Origin of the sequence: Mesorhizobium sp. M1C.F.Ca.ET.210.01.1.1, assembly GCF_004791585.1 — a bacterium.
Lineage (GTDB): Bacteria > Pseudomonadota > Alphaproteobacteria > Rhizobiales > Rhizobiaceae > Mesorhizobium.
The window spans coordinates 115,962-135,481 of record NZ_SRUU01000013.1; the positions used below are offsets into that span (position 1 = coordinate 115,962).

16 protein-coding genes are annotated in these 19,520 nt (G+C 62.0%); 7 read left to right on the forward strand and 9 right to left on the reverse strand.

Annotated elements, in window-relative coordinates; all coding sequences use genetic code 11:
* Nucleotides 1-43 precede the first annotated feature (43 nt).
* The 5 genes from EN853_RS16755 to EN853_RS16775 are packed head-to-tail and all read right to left on the reverse strand — an operon-like array spanning nucleotide 44 to nucleotide 6,200.
* Nucleotides 44-613, reverse strand: a complete 570-nt coding sequence (locus EN853_RS16755) for an adenylyl-sulfate kinase (RefSeq protein ID WP_127860834.1) — start codon at nucleotides 611-613, stop codon at nucleotides 44-46.
* A 21-nt stretch (nucleotides 614-634) separates the two neighbouring features.
* The gene (locus EN853_RS16760; RefSeq protein ID WP_245517064.1) at nucleotides 635-3,052 is read right to left on the reverse strand and encodes a pyruvate kinase; all 2,418 of its coding nucleotides are present in this window, start codon (nucleotides 3,050-3,052) and stop codon (nucleotides 635-637) included.
* Nucleotides 3,001-4,026: a hypothetical protein gene (locus tag EN853_RS16765; protein ID WP_127860833.1), complete on the reverse strand. Its 1,026-nt coding sequence runs from the start codon at nucleotides 4,024-4,026 to the stop codon at nucleotides 3,001-3,003. The genes EN853_RS16760 and EN853_RS16765 overlap by 52 nt, the downstream gene beginning before the upstream one ends.
* An 8-nt stretch (nucleotides 4,027-4,034) precedes the next feature.
* Nucleotides 4,035-4,865, reverse strand: coding sequence for an AAA family ATPase (locus EN853_RS16770; protein ID WP_127860832.1), 831 nt, complete (start codon nucleotides 4,863-4,865; stop codon nucleotides 4,035-4,037).
* Between the two features lie 54 nt (nucleotides 4,866-4,919).
* On the reverse strand, nucleotides 4,920-6,200 hold the full coding sequence (locus EN853_RS16775) for an O-antigen ligase family protein (protein ID WP_127860831.1): 1,281 nt from the start codon (nucleotides 6,198-6,200) through the stop codon (nucleotides 4,920-4,922).
* Between the two features lie 369 nt (nucleotides 6,201-6,569).
* On the opposite strand from EN853_RS16775, the gene EN853_RS16780 reads away from it, so the two are divergent.
* Nucleotides 6,570-6,818, forward strand: a complete 249-nt coding sequence (locus EN853_RS16780; RefSeq protein ID WP_127860830.1) for a hypothetical protein — start codon at nucleotides 6,570-6,572, stop codon at nucleotides 6,816-6,818.
* A 167-nt stretch (nucleotides 6,819-6,985) separates the two neighbouring features.
* On the opposite strand, the gene EN853_RS16785 is transcribed toward EN853_RS16780, so the two are convergent.
* On the reverse strand, nucleotides 6,986-7,666 hold the full coding sequence (locus tag EN853_RS16785) for a sugar transferase (RefSeq protein ID WP_245517057.1): 681 nt from the start codon (nucleotides 7,664-7,666) through the stop codon (nucleotides 6,986-6,988).
* Nucleotides 7,667-8,099: 433 nt separating this feature from the next.
* Here EN853_RS16785 and EN853_RS16790 point away from each other — a divergent pair, with 433 nt between their 5' ends.
* Complete coding sequence (locus EN853_RS16790) at nucleotides 8,100-9,068, forward strand: hypothetical protein (protein WP_135914192.1); 969 nt, start codon at nucleotides 8,100-8,102, stop codon at nucleotides 9,066-9,068.
* 164 nt (nucleotides 9,069-9,232) lie between these two features.
* Here EN853_RS16790 and EN853_RS16795 read toward each other — a convergent pair whose 3' ends face one another.
* Entirely contained in the window at nucleotides 9,233-9,991 is a 759-nt protein-coding gene (locus EN853_RS16795) for a response regulator transcription factor (RefSeq protein WP_127860828.1), read from the reverse strand.
* Between the two features lie 781 nt (nucleotides 9,992-10,772).
* On the reverse strand, nucleotides 10,773-11,606 hold the full coding sequence (locus EN853_RS16800) for a universal stress protein (protein WP_127860827.1): 834 nt from the start codon (nucleotides 11,604-11,606) through the stop codon (nucleotides 10,773-10,775).
* 168 nt (nucleotides 11,607-11,774) lie between these two features.
* Between EN853_RS16800 and EN853_RS16805 the strand changes: the two genes are divergently transcribed.
* Both EN853_RS16805 and EN853_RS16810 read left to right on the forward strand, forming a co-directional pair.
* Nucleotides 11,775-12,173, forward strand: a complete 399-nt coding sequence (locus EN853_RS16805; RefSeq protein WP_127860826.1) for a cytochrome c — start codon at nucleotides 11,775-11,777, stop codon at nucleotides 12,171-12,173.
* Between the two features lie 64 nt (nucleotides 12,174-12,237).
* Entirely contained in the window at nucleotides 12,238-13,797 is a 1,560-nt protein-coding gene (locus EN853_RS16810) for a bifunctional aminoglycoside phosphotransferase/ATP-binding protein (protein WP_127860825.1), read from the forward strand.
* A 117-nt stretch (nucleotides 13,798-13,914) separates the two neighbouring features.
* On the opposite strand, the gene EN853_RS16815 is transcribed toward EN853_RS16810, so the two are convergent.
* Complete coding sequence (locus EN853_RS16815; protein WP_127860824.1) at nucleotides 13,915-16,596, reverse strand: bifunctional acetate--CoA ligase family protein/GNAT family N-acetyltransferase; 2,682 nt, start codon at nucleotides 16,594-16,596, stop codon at nucleotides 13,915-13,917.
* A 149-nt stretch (nucleotides 16,597-16,745) separates the two neighbouring features.
* On the opposite strand from EN853_RS16815, the gene EN853_RS16820 reads away from it, so the two are divergent.
* Genes EN853_RS16820 through trxC form a run of 3 tightly spaced genes read left to right on the forward strand, consistent with a single transcriptional unit; the run spans nucleotide 16,746 to nucleotide 19,467 of the window.
* Nucleotides 16,746-17,132, forward strand: coding sequence for a DUF302 domain-containing protein (locus EN853_RS16820; protein ID WP_127860823.1), 387 nt, complete (start codon nucleotides 16,746-16,748; stop codon nucleotides 17,130-17,132).
* Nucleotides 17,132-19,021, forward strand: coding sequence for a heavy metal translocating P-type ATPase (locus EN853_RS16825; RefSeq protein ID WP_245517058.1), 1,890 nt, complete (start codon nucleotides 17,132-17,134; stop codon nucleotides 19,019-19,021). The genes EN853_RS16820 and EN853_RS16825 overlap by 1 nt, the downstream gene beginning before the upstream one ends.
* On the forward strand, nucleotides 19,018-19,467 hold the full coding sequence (trxC, locus tag EN853_RS16830; RefSeq protein ID WP_127860822.1) for a thioredoxin TrxC: 450 nt from the start codon (nucleotides 19,018-19,020) through the stop codon (nucleotides 19,465-19,467). Before EN853_RS16825 ends, trxC begins: the two co-directional genes overlap by 4 nt.
* Nucleotides 19,468-19,520: the final 53 nt, after the last annotated feature.

A 19,520-nucleotide genomic window follows, 5' to 3' on the forward strand; every position in this document is an offset into this window, starting at 1 on the left:
CGAAAGGTGAATCTGGGATGTTGTCGGGGGGTCACCGCCACGGTCAATCGCGAACATAGGAGGCAACAATCCGCGCCGCGAGTTCATCCAGGGAATGTGCCTCGGTATCGAGTACGAGGTCCGGGTTGTCGGGTGCCCGGTACTCGGTGTTGTAGCCGATCAGCGTATCGATCTCGCCGCTCATCGCCTTGCGATACAGCCCTTTCGGATCCCTTTGCGCGCAAGTCTGGACGGAGCAGGCGACGTAGCCGATCGTCAGGTTTGTGACATTCTCGCGGACATACTGGCGCGCATCCTGCCCGGCGGTGAGCGCGGCGACCACCACGCGCAGGCCGGCATCGGCAGCCTTGTTGGCCAGATGCACCAGGACCGAGACCACCCGCAAACGGCTGTCCGCGCCAAATCCGAGATCGGCTCCAAAGAGCCCACGGACCTCATCGCCGTCGAAGAGAATGGCCGGAACGCCATGCCGTCGCAAATCCGCGACAACGCGGGTCGCCAGCGTCGTCTTGCCGGCCGAGGTTGGGCCCAGCAGCCACAACACCGTTCCCGGCTGCGGATATCCGCAATCCTGTTGGGGCATCAGCCCGAAATGTCTCGTTCCATTGACCATCTCTCATCCCCGGTTTGTGCCCTATTCCTGGAACAGTGCGTGCTGCACCATCATCTCGGCGCGCACGACGTCCTGCACCTCGGATCGCATCATCCAATTCGGCAGCGCCTCCCCCGCCCTCAAGGCGCGTCGAATCTCCGAGCCGCTGATAGGCGTCGCGGCCTCGCAGGCGTTCAGATCGACATAGCTCTCGGACTGGGTGTCGTAGCCGATGGCATCGAAGAAGATCGGTTCAATGCCTAAATCGCCGAGCTCATCGAACAGCTCCCTGCTCGCATTGGCAGCGTAGAAACCGCCGACGCCCGAGTGGTCGCGTCCGATGATGAAATGGCTGCAGCCCATGTTCTTGCGGCACAATGCCGTGAAAACCGCTTCGCGTGGGCCCGCAAATCGCGGATAGGTGATGAAGCTTGCGAGCACCACCTTGCCCGGCGGATAAATGCCGTAGTCGAGCATGGCCTGGTAGCCGTCGAGGATAAGGTGCGGCATGAAATCGCCGCGCTTGGCAAGTCCCACAACAGGGTTGATCAGCAGGCCGTCGGCGTAAGTGCGCTCCAAGGCGGCCATCTGGATCACCTCATGGACGCGATGGACCATGTTGCGACTGTGGAAGGCCACGACCCGGCTCCAGCCCTTATGCGCGAAGACCATGCGCAGTTGGGCCGGCGTCAGGTCGTAGCGCCGGTATGGCAAGGGCAGCGGCTGGATGAGCGTGATGCCGCCGGCCAGGAAGTGGCCGCCGCGCGCAAGCACGCGGGCGACGCCTGGATGCTCGCGCGAGTCCGTGCCGAACCATTTGCGCGCGAGCAGCTCCGGCTCGAAATCGTAGGTTTCGCCGATGTCGAGAACGGAATGCGCCATTCCGCTTTTGCTGGAAAGGAGAACCCTGTCGCCCTCAGAAAATCGGCTTGCGATCTCCCTCGGGACGGCCAGGACAACCGGCATTGTCCAGGCCAGGCCGGAGGGAAGCTGGTTGTATTCGAGTACGCTTTCCAGGCACGCCCTGTCCATGAAGCCCGACAGCGGCGAGAAGGTGCCGCGCGCGATCTGCTCGACGTCGGTCAGCTCATCGTCACCGACGGTGATCGCGGGGAGATCCCTGATGTCCAGGTCTTCCGCCGGCCCGAGCGTCCGGCTGACCAGGCGTCCGCCATGAGGCTCGACGCCGGCCAGCAAAGACGATGGGCGCACCCGGATGGAATGCGTGCCGTTGTGCACATTGCGCCGGAATTGCTCGGCGACCTTGACCACCATCCTTGCACAGTTGACCGGGTATTGGCCGATGGCGGTTTCCGCCGCCAGGACGAGGCCGTCGGCGCCGTCCGCCAGAGTGTTGTAGATGTCGTTGACTTCGGCGCGTGTCGGCGTCGGCGAACTCGTCATCGACTCCAGCAGGTTCGTTGCGACATAGACCTTCGCGCCATGCGCCTTGGCGGTGCGGATGATCATCTTCTGAATTGCCGGAATCTGCTCGATCGGAACTTCGCGGGACAGGTCGCCGCGATCGATCAGGATCGCATCCGACTTCTCGGCGATGGACGCGAGATGGCGCAAGCCGCTCAGGCATTCGATCTTGGAGATGATGACCGCACCGGGGCCGGCCTTGGCCCGGGTGCCGTCGACGTCCGACGCACGATGCGCGAAGGAAAGCGCGAAATGGCGGATGCCCATCCGGCGGCCGATCGCGATGGCCGCCAGATCCTTGTCGGTAAGGGGCGGCATCTCGATAGTGCGCTGCACCGTTACGGCCTTGTTCTGGCCGAGCTCTCCACCGTTCAGAACCCTCAGGATGACGGCGTCGTTGTTCTTCTCCACGACCTGGGTCAGGACAGCGTTGAAGTCGATGCTGATAAAGTCGCCGACTTGAAGCTTGTCGATGATATATGCCGGGTAGAAACTGATGCCGAACTGGTCGCCTGCCGCTGGCCGCGCCCGGGCAGTCAGGAACCGGTTTTCGCGCACCGTCACCTTTCCGTCGGCCAGCGGGCCGGTGCGGATCTGCGCGCCTTCGGTATCGAGACAAATCGGAATGTGCGTCCGTTTCTGGATGAAGGTGATGATCCGCTCGAGATCCTCGATCTTCGTGTGTGACAAATTGAGGCGCAATAGCGAGGTGCCGGCCCGCTCCAGCCAATGGATGACCTTGTCGTTCAGCGACGCCGGACCCAGCGTGCATAGCAGCTCGACTTCCCTGCCTTTCATGGCTCCCACCTCTGTTTCCGTGTTTGCGCAGTTCGTGCGATGAGTGATCAACCAGTTGATCTGGGTGCGATCCTGCCGACAGGGCGAGACCGCGGGCATGGAGGCGGTGTCAGCGCTCAGGTCGATTGATTGCCGTCGTTGCAGCTGTGGACGGCAACGATCCGCTGCTTGCCGACGGTGCGGCCTCACAGCGCTTCGTCGGTAAAGCGGGCCACGTCCTGATGCGCCGTGATCCATTGGAGATGCGCCTTGTCCCAGTATCGGCGGGCATCGATTCCCGTCAGCACCGTGAAGCCGGACGGTGGCATCGGGAATGCGGACGGCATCGGCTCGTCGGGCAGCCACAGCAGCATGTTGTCCCGGCATTCGATCGCCAGCCGCCACGTGCGTTCCAGACGATGAAACCCACGCATGTTTGCCGCGGCGAGCGCAAAGACCGATCCCGTGATCCGCAACCTGGGTGATCGGTCGGTGGCCTTGACCGGCGTCTGATGCGTGATTTCACCCTTGGCCAGATAGGCATGCATGTGGATGAGCGTTCTGTCGATATGCACGGTCTCGTTCGTTCCGTCCCGCTCCTTTTTCGCGGGATCCACGCTGATCCCCGAGAAGCACCCATCGAAGAGGCAATCTTCGATGGTGCCGCTAAGCAGATAGTCGTTCTCCACCGCGTCATCCCGGACCTCGCTGAGCCAGCAGCCTTTGACGCGAAAGCGCGTGGCCCCTTCGGCGAAGCGAATTGCGTCCCAGCAGCGGCGCACACGAACACCTTCTATCGTGGCGTCCGCGGTTTCGCCCCTGACGAGAAGAGCCGCGCTGTTGCAGTATGTGTCCTCCCAGTCCGACGTCTGCGGTACTTCACCATTGAAGCGCCCGCCGATGAACCGAACGCCGGGGCAGTCGCGGATGACAACCGGATAACGATTGACCGGCAGCGTCCCCTCGTCGCAGCCCATCGTCACGCTCGGCTCGCTGTTCCGGCTGTTGGCAACCGTGAAGGACGCATTCCGGGCATCGATTGTTGATCCCTCCGGGAGGTTCCGAATTGACTGCTGCTCATAGCCGTACTCGCCATTCAAGACGATCGGCTGGCCTTTCCCGCTGTCAATCGGCGGGAGTGGCGCCTGCCCGCCCTGCGCCTTTTGTGGTCCGGGCAACAGGGCGAATAGGGGATATGAGCCGGCAAGGCTCATGAATGCACGGCGATCCATTCTCATGCTCATTGTCCTGCCATGTCGCACAACCGATGCCTGTCGAGGCATGCGAGCAGGACCGCCTCGAGCGCTCTTTCCGCAACGTCTTCGGGCGATGCCAGCCTGTCCACATCGACCGCCGCCAGTACGCAGGAGTGGTCTTCCGCGCGCATTTCCCTTTCGAGGTCCGCAGCCATTTCGCGGCAAGTATGATCCGCCGCCGACCAGAGATCAGGGTAGCTGTCCGCAGATTTTCTTTGCATCCGCGAGGACCGATCGCTCCTGGTCAGGAGTCGATCTCGTGCGATGTCGGCGCCGCCGCGCAGATGAACAAAAATCATGTCATGCATGCCAATGGAAGAAAGTATATCAAGCCATTTTTCGGATGTCGTTCGATGCTTGCTCTTCAGAAAGATGGACCAGAAGCCCTGCAGCAACCCCTGATCCAGTATGATTATCGAATTCTTTCTTGTTCTCTCATCTTCTATGTAGGCGATCAAAGAACAAAGGTTCCAGGTAACTTTGATCACATCGACAAGCGACATCTGCCCGCTTTCGATGACGAAGCGCCCAATCCGCCCAACCAGCGAACGGAACTCAGGATCTCTGAATCGTGGGATGACGATTCCGATCCTGTATATCTGCCTGCCGATGAATGTTCGTGTCTCCCCAGCTATCCTCACTTCGCCAACCAGCGGACCGCACCGTTGCAAGCTTTTCGCCATCAGGCTGGAGGCGGTCGTCTTCCCAATGCCGGGGAGACCAAAGAATTCTACAAAGCGAATATCTGTATGAAGCGCACGCGCTTCGGATGACGGGAGGCCCGCCACCAGGTCACGAACCGTATGCGAAGTCATGGGCTCACTTGACGGAGATAGCGCTCGGAAGAACAAGGAGAGAGCAGGAAAAGGTCAGTGTTGGAATGCCGGCGACGCAGTGCCTTTGAACTGCATAGTATTCTCGGCCCGCTCGGTCCGCGGCAGTCGCTGCATTCCGCGATAGAACATGAGCAGCGCCAATGGCAGCCAGAAGAAAGGCGCCGTCGACGGGCCGAAGGAATCGCTCATCTGATTGGCGACGAGATAATTCAACACAGAAACCGATGCACCGAGCACCATCACATCGGTCTTTGCCGAGGGCTCGCTCGCGTCACTACCAATCAATGTGTGAAGAACGGCGCTTGCCAGGTAGAACGTGGCCAACAGAGCAATGACCGTCACCAAAGCGAGGCCGGGCACTCCCAGCGTCCGGAAATAGTCGATGAACAGGTTATGACTGTGGGGAGCTATGTCGCCTATCCACTGGCCCGCACCCACACCCAGGAACGGATGCGCCAAGCCCAGATCGATCGACATCGACCATAGGCGTTGCCGCGATATCATGGAGTGCGCGTCGCCTCCGGAGAGTTGAACGAACAGCAGGTTGTAGGCTCGCGGATTGAAATGCTGCAACGTCTGCAAACTCGCCAGAAATAATACCGGAGCCGCAACCATCCCAACAATTATTGATATCGGATTCTTCTTTCTTCTTATAAGATAAACACAGTATAGCCCAAAGAACAATCCAAGACCAACAACACCGACGACGAAATTGGTCTTTGAGCCTGATTTCACCAGGCCAAGGAGCACCGCCACGAGGCTGCCAAGGAGAAGAATTCGGTATTTGCGGGAAACGGTGAGTCTCGCGGCGACAAGCGGCAGACCCGCCGACAGGGCAATTCCCAGTTGGTTCGAATGCTTGAAATATCCTGCGGCCCTGTCGGCGAACCTGGCACCGCCCAGGCCTACTATCACGAGGCAGGATGTTACGACGCTCATGATGATCATCGCCGTTACAATCCTGTCAACCGCCTCAGGACCCTTGGGTCTAATGGAGATCGCCGCAACGGCCGGGATCGTAGCGAAACCAAACACCTGCGCGAAAACCGCGCGTCCAGTCCTGATCGGGTTGTCGGCGTAGGTCATCGATAGCAGGGAAAGAACAACGATGAATGCAGCCGTCGTCAGCACAGCAGTCGTCAAGGCCGCTTCAGCTCGATGAAGGCTTCTTGCTATCTCGCTGTAGGTAGCGACGCTTAGCAAGGCGCAGAACAGGGCCAGCAAAAAGGAAATTGAACCGTCGGCTCCGCCAATCCGCGCGGCGCCGGGGAACCATGTCGACATGATAAGCAGGAGAATAGATACTTGCAGCATGGGTGGGTCATCTCACCGGAGGCGGCGCTTCCAGCATCTTCGGCGGCCTATGAGGCTGTGGCGAATGGTGTGCTCACAGTAAATTCCGGCGCAACGATTCAAGACACGCTGCCGCACCGCGGGTGAACTTCCGCGTACCTATTTCATAAGCAGCGTAGGCTCAGCCCGCGGGCAAGGAAATGAGCGAAAGGACGTCATTGGGACAAGCTGTCCTACGCCTTTTGTGCAAGCGGCCGTGGTGCGGCGATTTCCAGCCACCTTGTTAAGGCGACGGGCAGCGCGCCGAGATTGAGTGTTGGTCCGGATCCGCGGATGTGGGAGACTTTGCGCACGGCACACTTTGAGTCTTCCACACCATAGGAGATCGCAGTGCTTTTGGGTCTCATCGCCGTCGGTGCGATCGGCGTCTTGCTGGGACTTCGCGTTCGTGCGCCCGCGCTTATCGTCGCGACAGCCGTCATTGTCGTGGTCGCAACCATAGCAGGCGGCATTGGCGGTTTGTTCGATTGGCACCGCTTGCTTTCGATCCTGCTCCTCGTTGTCGCGCTGCAGCTCGCCTACCTGTTCGGCCTCCTCCTCGGCGTCATGTGGCGGCGCAGCATGCCCCCTCAGCAATGATGGCTGGGACCGCCGGTGGTACTGCGGTCTTCGAGGCATAGACAGGCACGAGGAAGAATTCGCGATGCGCCCAACGCATGTCGCGCAGCGGTTTTGCGAAAACGATGTGCATGAAAACAAGGCCTGAAGCGCGTCGCCCGAATCCGTTTCAGCGCGACGCGCATTGGTCAAGACGCATGGTCGAATTTCATCACGGCAAAGATCGTCCGTATGAGAATGATGACATCGGCCCACATGGACCAGTTCCGCACGTAGCGGCTGTCGATATTGACACGACTGGGATAGTCTATTGCGTCTCTGCCCGTCACTTGCCACAGGCCGGTAAGCCCCGGCCGGGCCCGAAGATAGTCGATCGCACAAGCGCCGTAGCGTTGCAATTCGTTGGGAACGACCGGCCGAGGGCCGACACAACTCATTTCGCCGCGCAGCACGTTGATGAGTTGAGGCAGCTCATCCAGGCTCGATTTCCTGAGAATGTGTCCCAGGAACGTGATGCGGGGGTCGTTTCTGATTTTCCAGTTCTGCTCCCATTCCTTGGCGGCTTCCGGATTGGTCGCAAGATACTCGGCCAGAACCTGCTCGGAATTGGCGACCATGGTCCTGAACTTGTAGCAGGAGAAGCGCTTGCCGTTGAAGCCGACCCGGGTGTGGGAGAATATCGCCGGCGCGCCGTCGGTCAGCAATATCAGGAGGGCAATCGCCAGCATAACCGGAGCGGCGAGGACAAGCGCGATCGACGCGACCGTCACATCCATCATCCTCTTGGACCGCCCCCCAAGCGGGCGACGGTTTTGCCCGACGCGGATGCCGGGCCCGTGGGAGTTCATGTCAAATGCGCTGATCGTCATGAGTTTCGCCAAGGAACACGGCTGGATTTTCCGCATTCAACTTCACAACGGCGTGTCATTGCCGGCAAGAGCAGCAAAGGAGGTAGCGCCGTGTCTGGCGCCGGTTACCCCCTTAGCCTGATCAGCGGGTCGCAGACATTCTGGCGGTAAGCCTTCTGATCGAACGACGTATCCCCAAGCACTCCGTTTTCTGCAGTAGCAGTTCGGGTAAGTTCGGCGGTATGGCGAGATCGACGCATCGGAACCGGTTCGGTCACCAGGCGGTCGGGAGCGCCGACCGAATTCGGGCCGGCGCACTTCCGGCAAGGATGAGGGAATGTCTGGAGCCACATTGATGCCTTCGTCCCGTGACTTCCCGGCGAGGCCGTTTGCTCGTCATGGTGCCGAGATCGACCGCGCGGAAGCGCTGGCTATCGTGCGCGAGCAGATAGCCTTGCTCGATCTCGATCTCTCCGGCCTCACCGTGGTTGTCGGCGCCGCGACGGGATACCAGGCGCTGGCTGCGTCAGCAGCGGCGCTCGCCAATGCCGGCCGTGTCATTGCGCTCGCCCGCATGTCCGCCAGACATCCGAACCTCGCGGCAGCCGCGGACTCGACGCTGGCATTCAGCAGATACGCCAATGTCAGCGAGCGCGTGGAAATCACGCACCGCATCGATAGCCGCAGATGGCTGGATGTCGACCTCGTTGCGAACTGTCTTCAGGTCGCGCCGATTTCGAGATCGCTCACCGAACTCTTGCCCTCGCGGGCGGTCGTTTCGCTGATGGCTGAGCCGTGGGAGCTTTGTCCAGGCGTTGTGGACTTCGACGCCTGTGACGAGGCCGGCATCAAAGTCGCGGCTCTCAATCTGAGCCACCCGGCCATAGACCTGCTGCCGGAATTCGCGCGGTTATGCTGCGCCTTGCTCGACGACGCCGGTGTCGATCAACGCGCCGCGAGGTTGGCCATTGTCTGCAACACCCCCTACGCGCCGTTCCTCGAGCATATGCTGCGGGAAGATGGGGCAAGAGTAAGCGTTTTTTCGCACCCGGTGCTGCTGAGCGACGACCCGTGGGACGTGGTCGTGGTCGCCATGCGGCCCTCCAGCAAACCACCAATGGACATCAACAGCCTCGGCCGTATTGCCAGGAACTCGCGCCGCACGCTGCTGGTGCAGTTCAGCGGCGGGATCGATCGCTCGGCCGCCAGCTATTTCGGCCTCAGGGTTTGGCCGCCGAAGCGGCTCACCCGCGGTCAACTGGGCCTGCCATTTGACGTACTCGGACCCGCTCCGACAATCCGCAGGCTGACAGGAGGGCTGAAGGCTGCCGAAGCCGCTTATCGCGACGCGGAGCTGGGAAAAGATAGTGTTGGATTCCTGGTCAAGACAGGATCCGAGGCGATTGGCCGGGAACATGCCTGAAGCCGACCACATCCGCGCGCACAACACGGCGGGCATGTCCAACTTTCTTGAATCCCGGGTCGGAGCCGCGGATATCAAAGACATCCGAGGCTCCGATCGAGGAGCAACGGTGGCTCAACAATGGTGTTCCCCGGCCGGCAGGCAAGAGCCGGCCGAGGGGGTCGTCAAAGCATCATCTGTCTGAGCTTGTAGGCTACCTCTGTGCGGTTCGTAGCCTTCAGCTTCTTCATGATGTTTCGGATATGGACCTTGACGGTGCTCTCGCAGAGGTTGAGCTCATAGGCAATGATCTTGTTTGCCTTGCCCTTCCTGAGCGCCTCCACGACTGCGGCCTCGCGCGCGGTGAACATGCCGGTAAGCGGGCGAGCACCATTTGCCGTCGAGTGGATGATCTCGCGAAGCGCCAGCACGCAGCTGGCGGGCACGAAGATTCCGCCGGCGCGAGCGAGACCAATGGCCTCGGCGGCGACCTTCACCTTCACGCTTGTCGGAATGTAGCCTCGGGCGCCGCATTCAAGAGCTGCGAGAATCTCCCCCGGCTCATCGGAATCCACCACGACGATTACAGGCACTGCGCCAACCTCGGAGATGAAGTGTACCAGTTCCGCCCGAACGTTCTGGTCGGTAACCTTTCTGGCTCCAAGAATGACGAGGATCGCGGATGGCTCCGCCTCGCCGGCAACGCGCTGGATCTCTTCAAGCGATCCCACCGCGCTGACGCGCAAAGCGGGATTGTGCTCGACAAGGCCACGAGCCAGGCATTCGCGCTCAAGGGCCCGCTTGTCGACTATTACCACCAGGCCTTCGGCCTGACGCCCCCCTTCAAGGTCGGACCCGCTAAGGCCAGTCGCACTCTGTAAATGCCCATTAGGTAGCGGTCCTGTTGCTTCATTCCAGAAATCGGAAATCTGAGGATGTCCCATCGCCTTATTTACTCCTCTCCGCCGCCGATCTTGCTTTCTCCCCCTTTGTCTTGGCTCCATCGCAAAAGCGTGTCGGAAGCATGAACTGATACGCTCATTCACCGTGTGTCAGGCTGTCTTGATGGGATTCAAGGAGTAGAGCATACGCTGTCCCAACGTACAGACGTATGGCGCCCCCGCTCCATTGAGGTACCCCAGCCTGAAATGCATACTACGATGCTGTGGAAAAGGCGCATTAATCCCGGTTAACAATTTGGTAATTATATCTTAGGTGGCTAATATAGTCGAAAGTACTACAACTTTGAATTGTCCGCTCATGCGCCACACCAAGGAGATGAGCGCAGGCGCGACCCCGCCTGAGGACGGAAACTTGCGTCTCGCAGGAAACGGCGTCACACTTTTTAGAAAACCTATTGACCTCGACTGCCAGCGTCCCCACCACCCAACCGCTGCAGTCGGGGTTTCTTTTCTGGCCGTGACAGCAAGGCGGAGCCGCTTGCCGATGCGTCCGACCATACGCTGGCGTCCACCTGGCGGACATCGTCATGCGGCGCACTGTGGAGGCGACTTCAACGGAACTCGCGGAGCGGCATCGTTTTTCCTTTGAATAGTCGGAACCGTTGCCTGCCGGGATCGACGGCCGAGGCTGAAGGACAACGGAGCCGGTTGGCCGTTAGCCGACCGGCTGGCTTCGAGCTCGCGGGCCCGCAAAGCTTGCACCGTCGCGCGTGCTGCCACGGCGCTAACCGCCCTGGCGGCGCCATGTCTTTCCTGGTGCTCGTCAACGAGCCATGAGGATTGGCAGTCCGGGTCCTTCGATCAGGGACCTGGTAACGCCGCCGAATATCCGCTCGCGCAGCCGGGAATGACCGTAGGCACCCATGACCATGAGCTCGGCGCCAGTGTCGACGGCATGCTGGCGAAGGACGTCGGCGATCGAATGGTTCGCGCTTGGCAGGCGGTCCACAACGACTTTCACACCATGGCGGACGAGATAGGCAGCAGCGTCTGCGCCGGGCTCATCTCCATGGTGCCGTTCGTCCTCAATCGGATCGACCATGGCGATGCGCACCTCTTCGGCGTTGGACAGCATGTCGAGCGCCTCCCGGACGGCGCGCGAAGCTTCCAGGCTGGCGTCCCATGCAACAACGATGCGCTTCGGCTTCAACGTCGCGCGCGCGCCACCCGGGACAAGGAGGATCGGCTTGCCCGATGAGAACAATGCGCCTTCGATGACCTTCTTCTTCAGCGTCCCGGTCGTGAGCAACTCCGGCCCAATAACCGTCAGATCGGCATAGCGGGCGCGCCGGCCGATGACTTCATCCGCCCAGGATCGATCCGGATAGTCGCTGCTGAGATCGGCCGATACGAGACTTTCCGACAGCAATTTGGAGACTGCAGCGGTGCGCTTCTCCAGCATTCTCATCTCGGCTTCTCGTTCCGCGAGCCAGGCCGGCGAGACCACCGCATATTCACCGCCGGCAGGAGGCGCGGCGATGACCAGAGCCAACACGGAGAGATGGGCATTGATTTCTTCGCACAGCGCTGCGGCAAGCTTCAGATCGACGTCTCCCTGATCCGTTCCTGTAACCGTTAGCAATGTCCTGAACGACATGGCGGCAGCTCCCTTGTCCGAACGTCCACTGAGGTTCGCAACCGTAACGAACCGGCGGGAGTCCTTCCTTGCGCCAAATCAAAACCGATCAGTCCGCCGGATTGATCCCGGTCAACGTAGGCGCTCCTCGCACGCTCTAAGCTGATGCCCGTAGCTGGAGGCAGGCCGATGAGAGTCTGGATTGCGGTGAGTTTAGCTGCGCTGACCGTCAGCGCAGCTGCGGCACAAGAGATGAGCAACGGCGAACAGGAATTCATGAATTCCTGCGCGGTTTGCCATGGTGTCGACGGCAAGGGCGACGGCCCGCTCGCCGATACGTTGCGGAAGCGGCCTGCGGATTTGACGACGCTGACCAGACGCAATGGCGGGGAATTCCCGTATTGGCGGGTCTACGCGACGATCGACGGCCGCGGGATGATACCGGAGCATGGCGAACGAGATATGCCGGTCTGGGGCGACCAGTTCCTGCCCGACGACGTGAAGCGATACGGCCCGTATGGCGGGGAAGCCGTGACCACGGAACGCATTCACAACCTCGCCGGTTACGTCCAGACGCTCCAGCGCTAGGAAACTCATCGGTTTCAGTCGGCAAGATCGAACGATGCCGAAAACCAAATCCGAGGCACAGCCTATGATCGTTGAGAACCAGGATGTCGTGGTCGAAATGCTGAAGGACCCGGCGGTTCTTGGCGAGGCTGGCCCCGTCGAGACGATCGAAACCCATATTTCCCGGATTTTCCTGAGCGGGCGACGCGCTTTCAAACTGAAGCGGGCGGTGAAGTTGCCCTATGTCGATTTTTCAACGCCTGAGCTTCGGCTCGCCGCATGCGAGAAGGAAGTGGAGCTGAACTCCAGGACGGCGCCCGGCCTTTACCTTCGGGTGGGGCGGATAACACGGCGCGGGGACCGGCTCGCCATGGACGGGCCGGGCGAACTTGTTGATGCTGTCATCGAGATGGTTCGTTTCGACCAGTCGCGACTTCTCGACCGCATGGCGAGCGAGGGCCAGCTCACGCCCGCGCTGATGACGAAGGTCGCGCGCATGATCGCGCAATACCATCGCAGCGCCGACGAGATCCACGCCGGCAGCGGATCGGCGAACATCGGCGCCGTGCTTGAAATCAATTCGGCCGGATTTGCGACAAGCCACGTATTCGATGGCAGGGAAATCGAGACGCTCGACGAGGCGTTTCGCGCCACCCTTGCCCGCCATGCCGATCTGCTTGACCGGCGGGAGGCTGCCGGCCGGGTGCGTCTCTGCCACGGCGACCTGCATCTGCGCAACATCTGCCTCTTCGATGGCGAGCCGCGCCTGTTCGACTGCATCGAATTCAACGACGGGATCGCCACCGTCGACGTGCTCTACGACCTGGCTTTCTTGTTGATGGATCTGTGGCACCGCGGCTTTCCCCAATTCGCCAACCTGGTGATGAATCGCTATCTCGACGAAGCTGACGACGAAGACGGCTTCATCCTGCTGCCGTTCCTCATGGCGGTGCGGGCGGCGGTGCGCGCGCATGTGACGGCAACGCAGGTCGAGGAAGGCAGCTCCAACGCCGCGGAACAGATCGTCGAAGCGCGGTCCTATTTCGAGCTCGCGCGAGCCCTGCTTGCCGAAACGCCGCCGCGGCTCATCGCGATCGGCGGCCTGAGCGGCTCGGGCAAGACGACGGTCGCCGAGGCGCTCGCTCCCCGCATCGGCGCGGCCCCGGGCGCCCGGATCGTCGAGAGCGATCGCATCCGCAAGGCCATGCATGGGGTGCCCGCCGAAACGAAGCTTCCTGACAAGGCCTACCGGCCTGGCGTGTCCGAACGCGTCTATCGGCAGATGGCGTGGCGCGCCGAGTTGATCCTTGCCGAAGGCGGCTCCGTCGTGGCCGACGCTGTTTTCGACAAGCCGGACGATCGCGACAGGATCGAGCGTGTCGCGAGCGACAGGGCCATTCCTTTTGCGGGATTCTGGCTGACAGCCGATCCGTCCGTGCTTTGGCGCCGGGTTGGCGAGCGCAAGGGCGGTCCCTCCGATGCCACGGTCGACATCCTCTCACGGCAATTGCAGCGCAATGCAGGTCCTTTGACGTGGCACAAGATCGACGCCGACCGCGATGTCGGCGAAATCACCGCCGGGATGGTGGCTTTCGTTGAAGGCACTGCTTCATCCCCAGTCGGCTTCAGGAAGACGGGGTCATAGAGGGAGGCCGGCGCCTAAAGCGCGTCGCGATCCTTCACATGCGCTCCATGCGCTTAGGTTTTTGATCTTACGCATTCCTTTGTCCCGAAAGCGGTTTCCACTTTCGGGAGACATGCTTTAACCCACCTCCAGCGCCGCTATCGACAGGCCGGGCTCGGTGGGGTGATGCGCAACCGAGAAGCCGAATTCCCGGCACATCGTGAGCATCTTGCGGTTTTCGTTGAGGATTGTGCCCTCGATCCGGCCGATGCGTTCGGCCCTCGCATAGTCGATGACTTGCTTCAGCAGGTCCCACCCCAGGCCATGCCCCTGCAGATCCGATCGCACCAGCAAAGCGTATTCGCCGGTCTTGTGGTCCGGGTCGCAGGAAAGCCTGCCGATTCCGGCCAGCGCTCCTGTGTCCTTCTCAAGCGCGACGAAGGCAATGTCGCGATCGTAGTCGAGCTGCGTCAGCCGCTTCAGCATCTGGTCCGGGAAGTTCCTGCGCGGCGAGAGGAAACGCAGCCGCAGGTCGTCGGGGGAAATCCTCCCCAGGAATGCCGGATAAAGCGCCACGTCCGCCGGCATGATCGGCCGGATAAAAAAAGACATACCGTCCGACTGAAAATCACGGCTCCATCCCGATGGATAGGGCCTTATGGCAAGGGCCGCGTTCGGCGCTGGTTCATTCACGCGTCGCGGATCGATTTCGATGCGGGCATCGAGCGCGATCACGCCCTCGCCGTCGGCCAGCAGCGGATTGATGTCGAGAGAGACCAGGCAAGGGAAGTCGACGATCATCTGCGACAGGCTGTTGAGCGCAGCGATGATCGCCACGCGATCGGCCGGCTTGCGATCGCGGTAGCCGGCGAGCAAGCGGCCTATTCGCGTCGCAGCGATCAGATCTCCGGCCAGCACGTCGTCGAGCGGCGGCAGCGCAATCGCCGTGTCGTCCAGCACCTCGACCGCGATGCCGCCGGCGCCAAACAGGATGACCGGGCCGAACATCGGATCCAGGTTCATGCCCACAATGAGTTCATGCGCGTGCTTGCGCGCCACCATGGTTTGCACGGCGTAGCCGTCCACCTTCGTCCCTGGCGCCTGTGCGCGCAGGCGTGTCTCGATCGACTTCGCGGCTTCTGCGGCTTTCTCGGCGGTCGCGATATCGAGGACCACGCCGCCGACGTCTGACTTGTGTGAAACCACCCTCGACAACAATTTGACGACCACTCTTTCAGAGGTTTCGAGAAGCTGGCCGGCGGCCTCAACCACTTCCGGGACGGATCCGGCGACAATGGTTCGCGGCACAGGAATGCCGTAAGCGGCGATCACCGCTTTTGCTTCCGGCTCCGTCAGCATGCGCCGCCCTTCGCCTGCCACTTGCCGGAAGATGGCATGCACCGCGGCCTTGCCGTCGGTTGCGTTTTCGCTTCGACTCGAGGGGGTCCGCAGGAGCGCCCGCTGGGCCCGCGACCATTCGCCGAGGTAAGTCGCCGCGATGGCTGCATCCTCTGGCGTTTCGAAGCTCGCAATGCCGGCGTCCGTTAGGATACGTCGACCCTCACGCGCGGTTTGCTCGCCGAGCCAGCATGCCAGCACCGGCTTTCCTCCGATCTCGCCTTCGTCGCCAAGCTCGGCCACCTTTCTGGCCGCGTCGGGCGCGGAACCGAGCCCGGTCGGACAGTTCATCACCAGGATGACGTCCGTCTCCGGATCTGCCGCAAGGGCTTCGAGCGCCGCCCCATAGCGTTCCGGCGCTGCGTCGCCAACGATGTCGATCGGATTTGCGTGCGACCAGGTCGACGGCAGCTCGCGGTTGAGCCGCTCGATCGTCGACGGCGCGAGTTCGGCCAACTCGCCCCCACGATCGATCAGCTTGTCGACCGCGAGAACCCCGGCGCCGCCGCCATTGGTGACGATGCCGATCCGCGCCTTCTCGAGCGGGGAGTAGCGCGCGATCGTTTCGGCGGCGTCGAACAGTTCGGCGAGGTCTTTCACCCGCAACACCCCTGCCCGCCGCAAAGCTGCGTCCACGACCCTGTCCGCGCCCGAAAGCGCTCCGGTATGCGTCGCCGCCGCCTTGGCTGCCTGCTCGTGCCGGCCGGGCTTGATGGCGATGACCGGCTTGAGGCGCGCCGCCGCCCGCGCGGCCGACATGAATTTGCGCGGATTGGGTATCGTTTCGAGATACATCACGATCGCTCGCGTGTGAAAATCACCCGCCAGCATGTCGAGGCAGTCGCCGACGTCGACGTCCGCCATGTCCCCCAGGGAGATGATGCGGGAAAAGCCGACATCGTTCTCGGCCGCCCAGTCGATCAACGACGTGGCGATCGCTCCGGATTGCGAGATCAGCGCGATGTTGCCGGGTTTCGCCGCCATGTGAGCGAAACTGGCGTTGAGCTTGGCGGGCGGGACAATCAACCCGACCGTGTTCGGCCCGATGATCCGCATGAGCGAGGGTTTGGCCGCATCGAGCATTGCCTGGCGCAGACCGTTCTCGTGATTGAGCCCGGCGGTAATGACGACGGCCGCTCGTGCGCCTTTCTCGGCCAGGTCGCGCACGATGCCGGGAACGCTGTCTGGTGGGGTCACGATCACAGCCAGGTCGGGAATGCCCGGCAGATCAGCCACCTTCGCATAGCAGCGATGGCCGGCCACCTGTGAATGCTTGGGATTGAGCGGCCAGATCTCCCCCTCGAAGCCGCCACTGACGATGTTGTCGAAGACGACGCGGCCGACGGAACCGGCGCGCCCGGACGCGCCAATGACGGCGATGGATCTCGGCGAAACGGCATATTCAAGATTTCGGATTGTCATCCCGGGAACTCCTGCCGCTACTTTTCACCACTCGGATCGACCTTCCTTGCGATGGATCAAAGCCCGACTCCTGCCCTCCCGGTTAGCTGATGGCTTTCCGATGCGACCTCTCGCCTCTGACAGGTGCCCATCGTCGAAGGAGAACCCCGATGAGCTATTATTTCAGCAAAAGCCTCGACATGCCGTTCGCCGCGGCGATCGAACACGTGACCAGGAAGCTTGCCGGCAAGGGCTTCGGTATCCTGACAAGGATTGATGTCGAACACACGATGAAGGTCAAGCTGGGCGTGGACTTCAAGCCATACATGATCCTCGGCGCCTGTAATCCGCATTTCGCATGGCGCGCGCTCCAGGCTGAAGACAAGATCGGCGCCATGCTGCCCTGCAATGTGATCGTGACGGAGTTTGCGCCCGGCAAGGTCGAGGTAGCGGCCATCGATCCGATGGCGGCGATGGGAGCAATCGGCAACCCCAAGCTTGCCGCGACGGCAAAGGATGTCCGGCTGTTGCTGCAGGAAACGATCGAGGAACTTTGATGGCGGCGGCCATGAACGAGACGGTGCTGCGGCGTGCGCTGCTGATCATCGCCATTCTCGGTCTGGCGCTTGGGCTCGGCGTCTGGCGGAGCGGTATCGGCTCCGTCTCGCCTGATGCGATTTGGATGGCGGCGACCCTGCCTGTCGTTGTGGTGCTTGCCATTTCGATCCTGCGGGATTTCTGGATCGGCCGGATTGGTGTCGACGCGATCGCGCTGGTTTCGATGTCGGCGGCGTTGCTGCTGGGACAGGCTTTGGCGGCAGTCGTCGTCGCGATCATGTATGCCGGCGGCACGGTGCTCGAGGATCTTGCGCGCGGGCGGGCGGAGCGGAACCTCAGGGCCCTGACCGACAGGGCGCCGCGCCTGGCGCATCGCAAATGCGCGAACGGCTCGGAGACCGTTGCTGTCGATCAGGTGGCGGTCGGCGACGAGCTTTTGGTGCGCGCCGGCGAACTGCTGCCCGTCGACGGCATCCTGATCGACGCTTCGGCATCGCTCGATGAGTCAACTGTCAGCGGAGAACCCCTGCCCGAGCGGCGGAGTGCCGGCGACGCGCTGCGCAGCGGCACCGTCAACGCCGGCGAGGCCTTTGTCATGCGGGCCTCGGCCGTCGCCGACAACAGCACCTATGCCGCGATCGTGCGCATGGTCGCTGCCGCGCAAACCGCCAAGGCGCCGTTCATACGCATTGCCGATCGTTTCGCCCTGCTGCTTCTCCCGCTCACGCTCGTGGTCGCCGGTGTCGCCTGGTATCTTTCCGATGACCCGGTCCGCGCCCTTGCCGTGCTGGTTGTCGCAACGCCTTGTCCGCTGATCCTCGCCGCACCCGTTGCTTTCATCGGCGGCGTGTCCCGCGGTGCCCGCGCCGGCATCCTTATGAAGGGCAGCACCGCGCTCGAAGCGCTCGCCCAGATACGCACCGCGGTCTTCGACAAGACCGGCACCCTGACGCTCGGCGGCGCCGAGCTGATCGAGATCGACGTCTCTCCGGGCCAGGAAGCCGATGAACTGCTGCGTCTGCTCGCCTCGCTTGAGCAGGCTTCGCATCATGTCCTTGCGGACTCGATTGCCCGCATCGCTCGCCACAGGGACCTGGCGCTTTCCCAGCCCCGCGACGTTCACGAACATCGCGGAGAAGGCCTCAAGGGTCTGATAGACCGGATACCGGTCGCGGCCGGGTCAAGATCGCTGGTCCTTGGGGACGGGCCGCTGCCTCGATGGGCGATGAATGGCGAGGAACGGTATCGCAACGCGCAGGTGCTGAGGGTGTTTCTGGCGCTCGACGGTCGCCTTGCCGGGATCTTTACCTTCGGCGATGCGATCCGCGAGGATGCCCGCGGCACGCTGCGCGAATTGCGTTCGTCTGGTGTGGCCCGGATGGTCATGCTGACCGGCGACGACCACGCCGCGGCTGAGAAGATTTCCGCTTCCCTCAATCTCGATGCCGTGGTTGCCGATGCCACGCCGGCAGACAAGGTTGGAACGGTCGAGGCCGAGAAGGCTATGGCGCCCACGATGATGGTGGGCGACGGCATCAACGATGCCCCTGCCCTTGCCGCGGCGACCGTGGGTATCGCGCTGGGGGCACGCGGTGGGACGGCCTCGTCGGAAGCGGCGGATGTCGTCGTGCTGGCCGACAGGCTGCAGCCCGTTGCCGACGCATTGCGGATCGCCAGGCGCACCCGCGGGATCGCCCTGCAGAGCATCATTGTCGGGCTGACGCTCTCAGGCGCCGCCATGGTCTTGGCCGCAGCCGGGCACATAACACCCGTGGCGGGAGCGCTGCTTCAGGAGGGCATAGACGTCGCCGTCATCCTCAATGCACTGCGTGCCCTTGGCGACGGGCGTTTCGAACACAGCCGAGACAGGAGAATTGAGCCGTCATGACGCAGGAGAACCTGGTGGTTTGCACCAAATGCGGCGTGGTCAACCGCCTGCCGCCCAACCGAAACGGCGCCGACGCGCAATGCGGAAAGTGTGGCGCCCGGCTGTTTTCGGGATTCCCCCAGGATGTCGACACGGTGAACTTCGATCATCAGATCGGACGCGGCACACTCCCCGTCCTCGTCGATGTCTGGGCCCCATGGTGCGGTCCCTGCAAGACGATGGCGCCGGCCTATGAATCCGCCGCCACGGCGCTTGAGCCTCATGTGCGGCTGATCAAGCTGAATTCCGACACGGAGCAGGCCACCGCGGCGAGGTTGGGCATTCGCGGCATCCCCACCATGATCCTGTTTCACCGCCAGCGAGAAATCGCGCGCGTCTCGGGGGCGATGAGCGCCGGCCAGATCGTCAGCTGGGTTCGCAGCCATGTGCCGACAGGCGCCAGCTGAGGCTTCCACCGAGCCAGTTTGACCCTGATCAAGGCCACATCCGATCGTTGCGG

Bases quoted from the DNA above. Each gene is read 5' to 3' on its own strand.
- EN853_RS16755 (WP_127860834.1), bottom strand. From the start codon at position 613: ATGGTCAATGGAACGAGACATTTCGGGCTGATGCCCCAACAGGATTGC.
- EN853_RS16760 (WP_245517064.1), bottom strand. From the start codon at position 3,052: ATGGATCACGGCGCATCAGGACGTGGCCCGCTTTACCGACGAAGCGCT.
- EN853_RS16765 (WP_127860833.1), bottom strand. From the start codon at position 4,026: ATGGATCGCCGTGCATTCATGAGCCTTGCCGGCTCATATCCCCTATTC.
- EN853_RS16770 (WP_127860832.1), bottom strand. From the start codon at position 4,865: ATGACTTCGCATACGGTTCGTGACCTGGTGGCGGGCCTCCCGTCATCC.
- EN853_RS16775 (WP_127860831.1), bottom strand. From the start codon at position 6,200: ATGCTGCAAGTATCTATTCTCCTGCTTATCATGTCGACATGGTTCCCC.
- EN853_RS16785 (WP_245517057.1), bottom strand. From the start codon at position 7,666: ATGACGATCAGCGCATTTGACATGAACTCCCACGGGCCCGGCATCCGC.
- EN853_RS16795 (WP_127860828.1), bottom strand. From the start codon at position 9,991: ATGGGACATCCTCAGATTTCCGATTTCTGGAATGAAGCAACAGGACCG.
- EN853_RS16800 (WP_127860827.1), bottom strand. From the start codon at position 11,606: ATGTCGTTCAGGACATTGCTAACGGTTACAGGAACGGATCAGGGAGAC.
- EN853_RS16805 (WP_127860826.1), top strand. From the start codon at position 11,775: ATGAGAGTCTGGATTGCGGTGAGTTTAGCTGCGCTGACCGTCAGCGCA.
- EN853_RS16810 (WP_127860825.1), top strand. From the start codon at position 12,238: ATGATCGTTGAGAACCAGGATGTCGTGGTCGAAATGCTGAAGGACCCG.
- EN853_RS16815 (WP_127860824.1), bottom strand. From the start codon at position 16,596: ATGACAATCCGAAATCTTGAATATGCCGTTTCGCCGAGATCCATCGCC.
- EN853_RS16820 (WP_127860823.1), top strand. From the start codon at position 16,746: ATGAGCTATTATTTCAGCAAAAGCCTCGACATGCCGTTCGCCGCGGCG.
- EN853_RS16825 (WP_245517058.1), top strand. From the start codon at position 17,132: ATGGCGGCGGCCATGAACGAGACGGTGCTGCGGCGTGCGCTGCTGATC.
- trxC (WP_127860822.1), top strand. From the start codon at position 19,018: ATGACGCAGGAGAACCTGGTGGTTTGCACCAAATGCGGCGTGGTCAAC.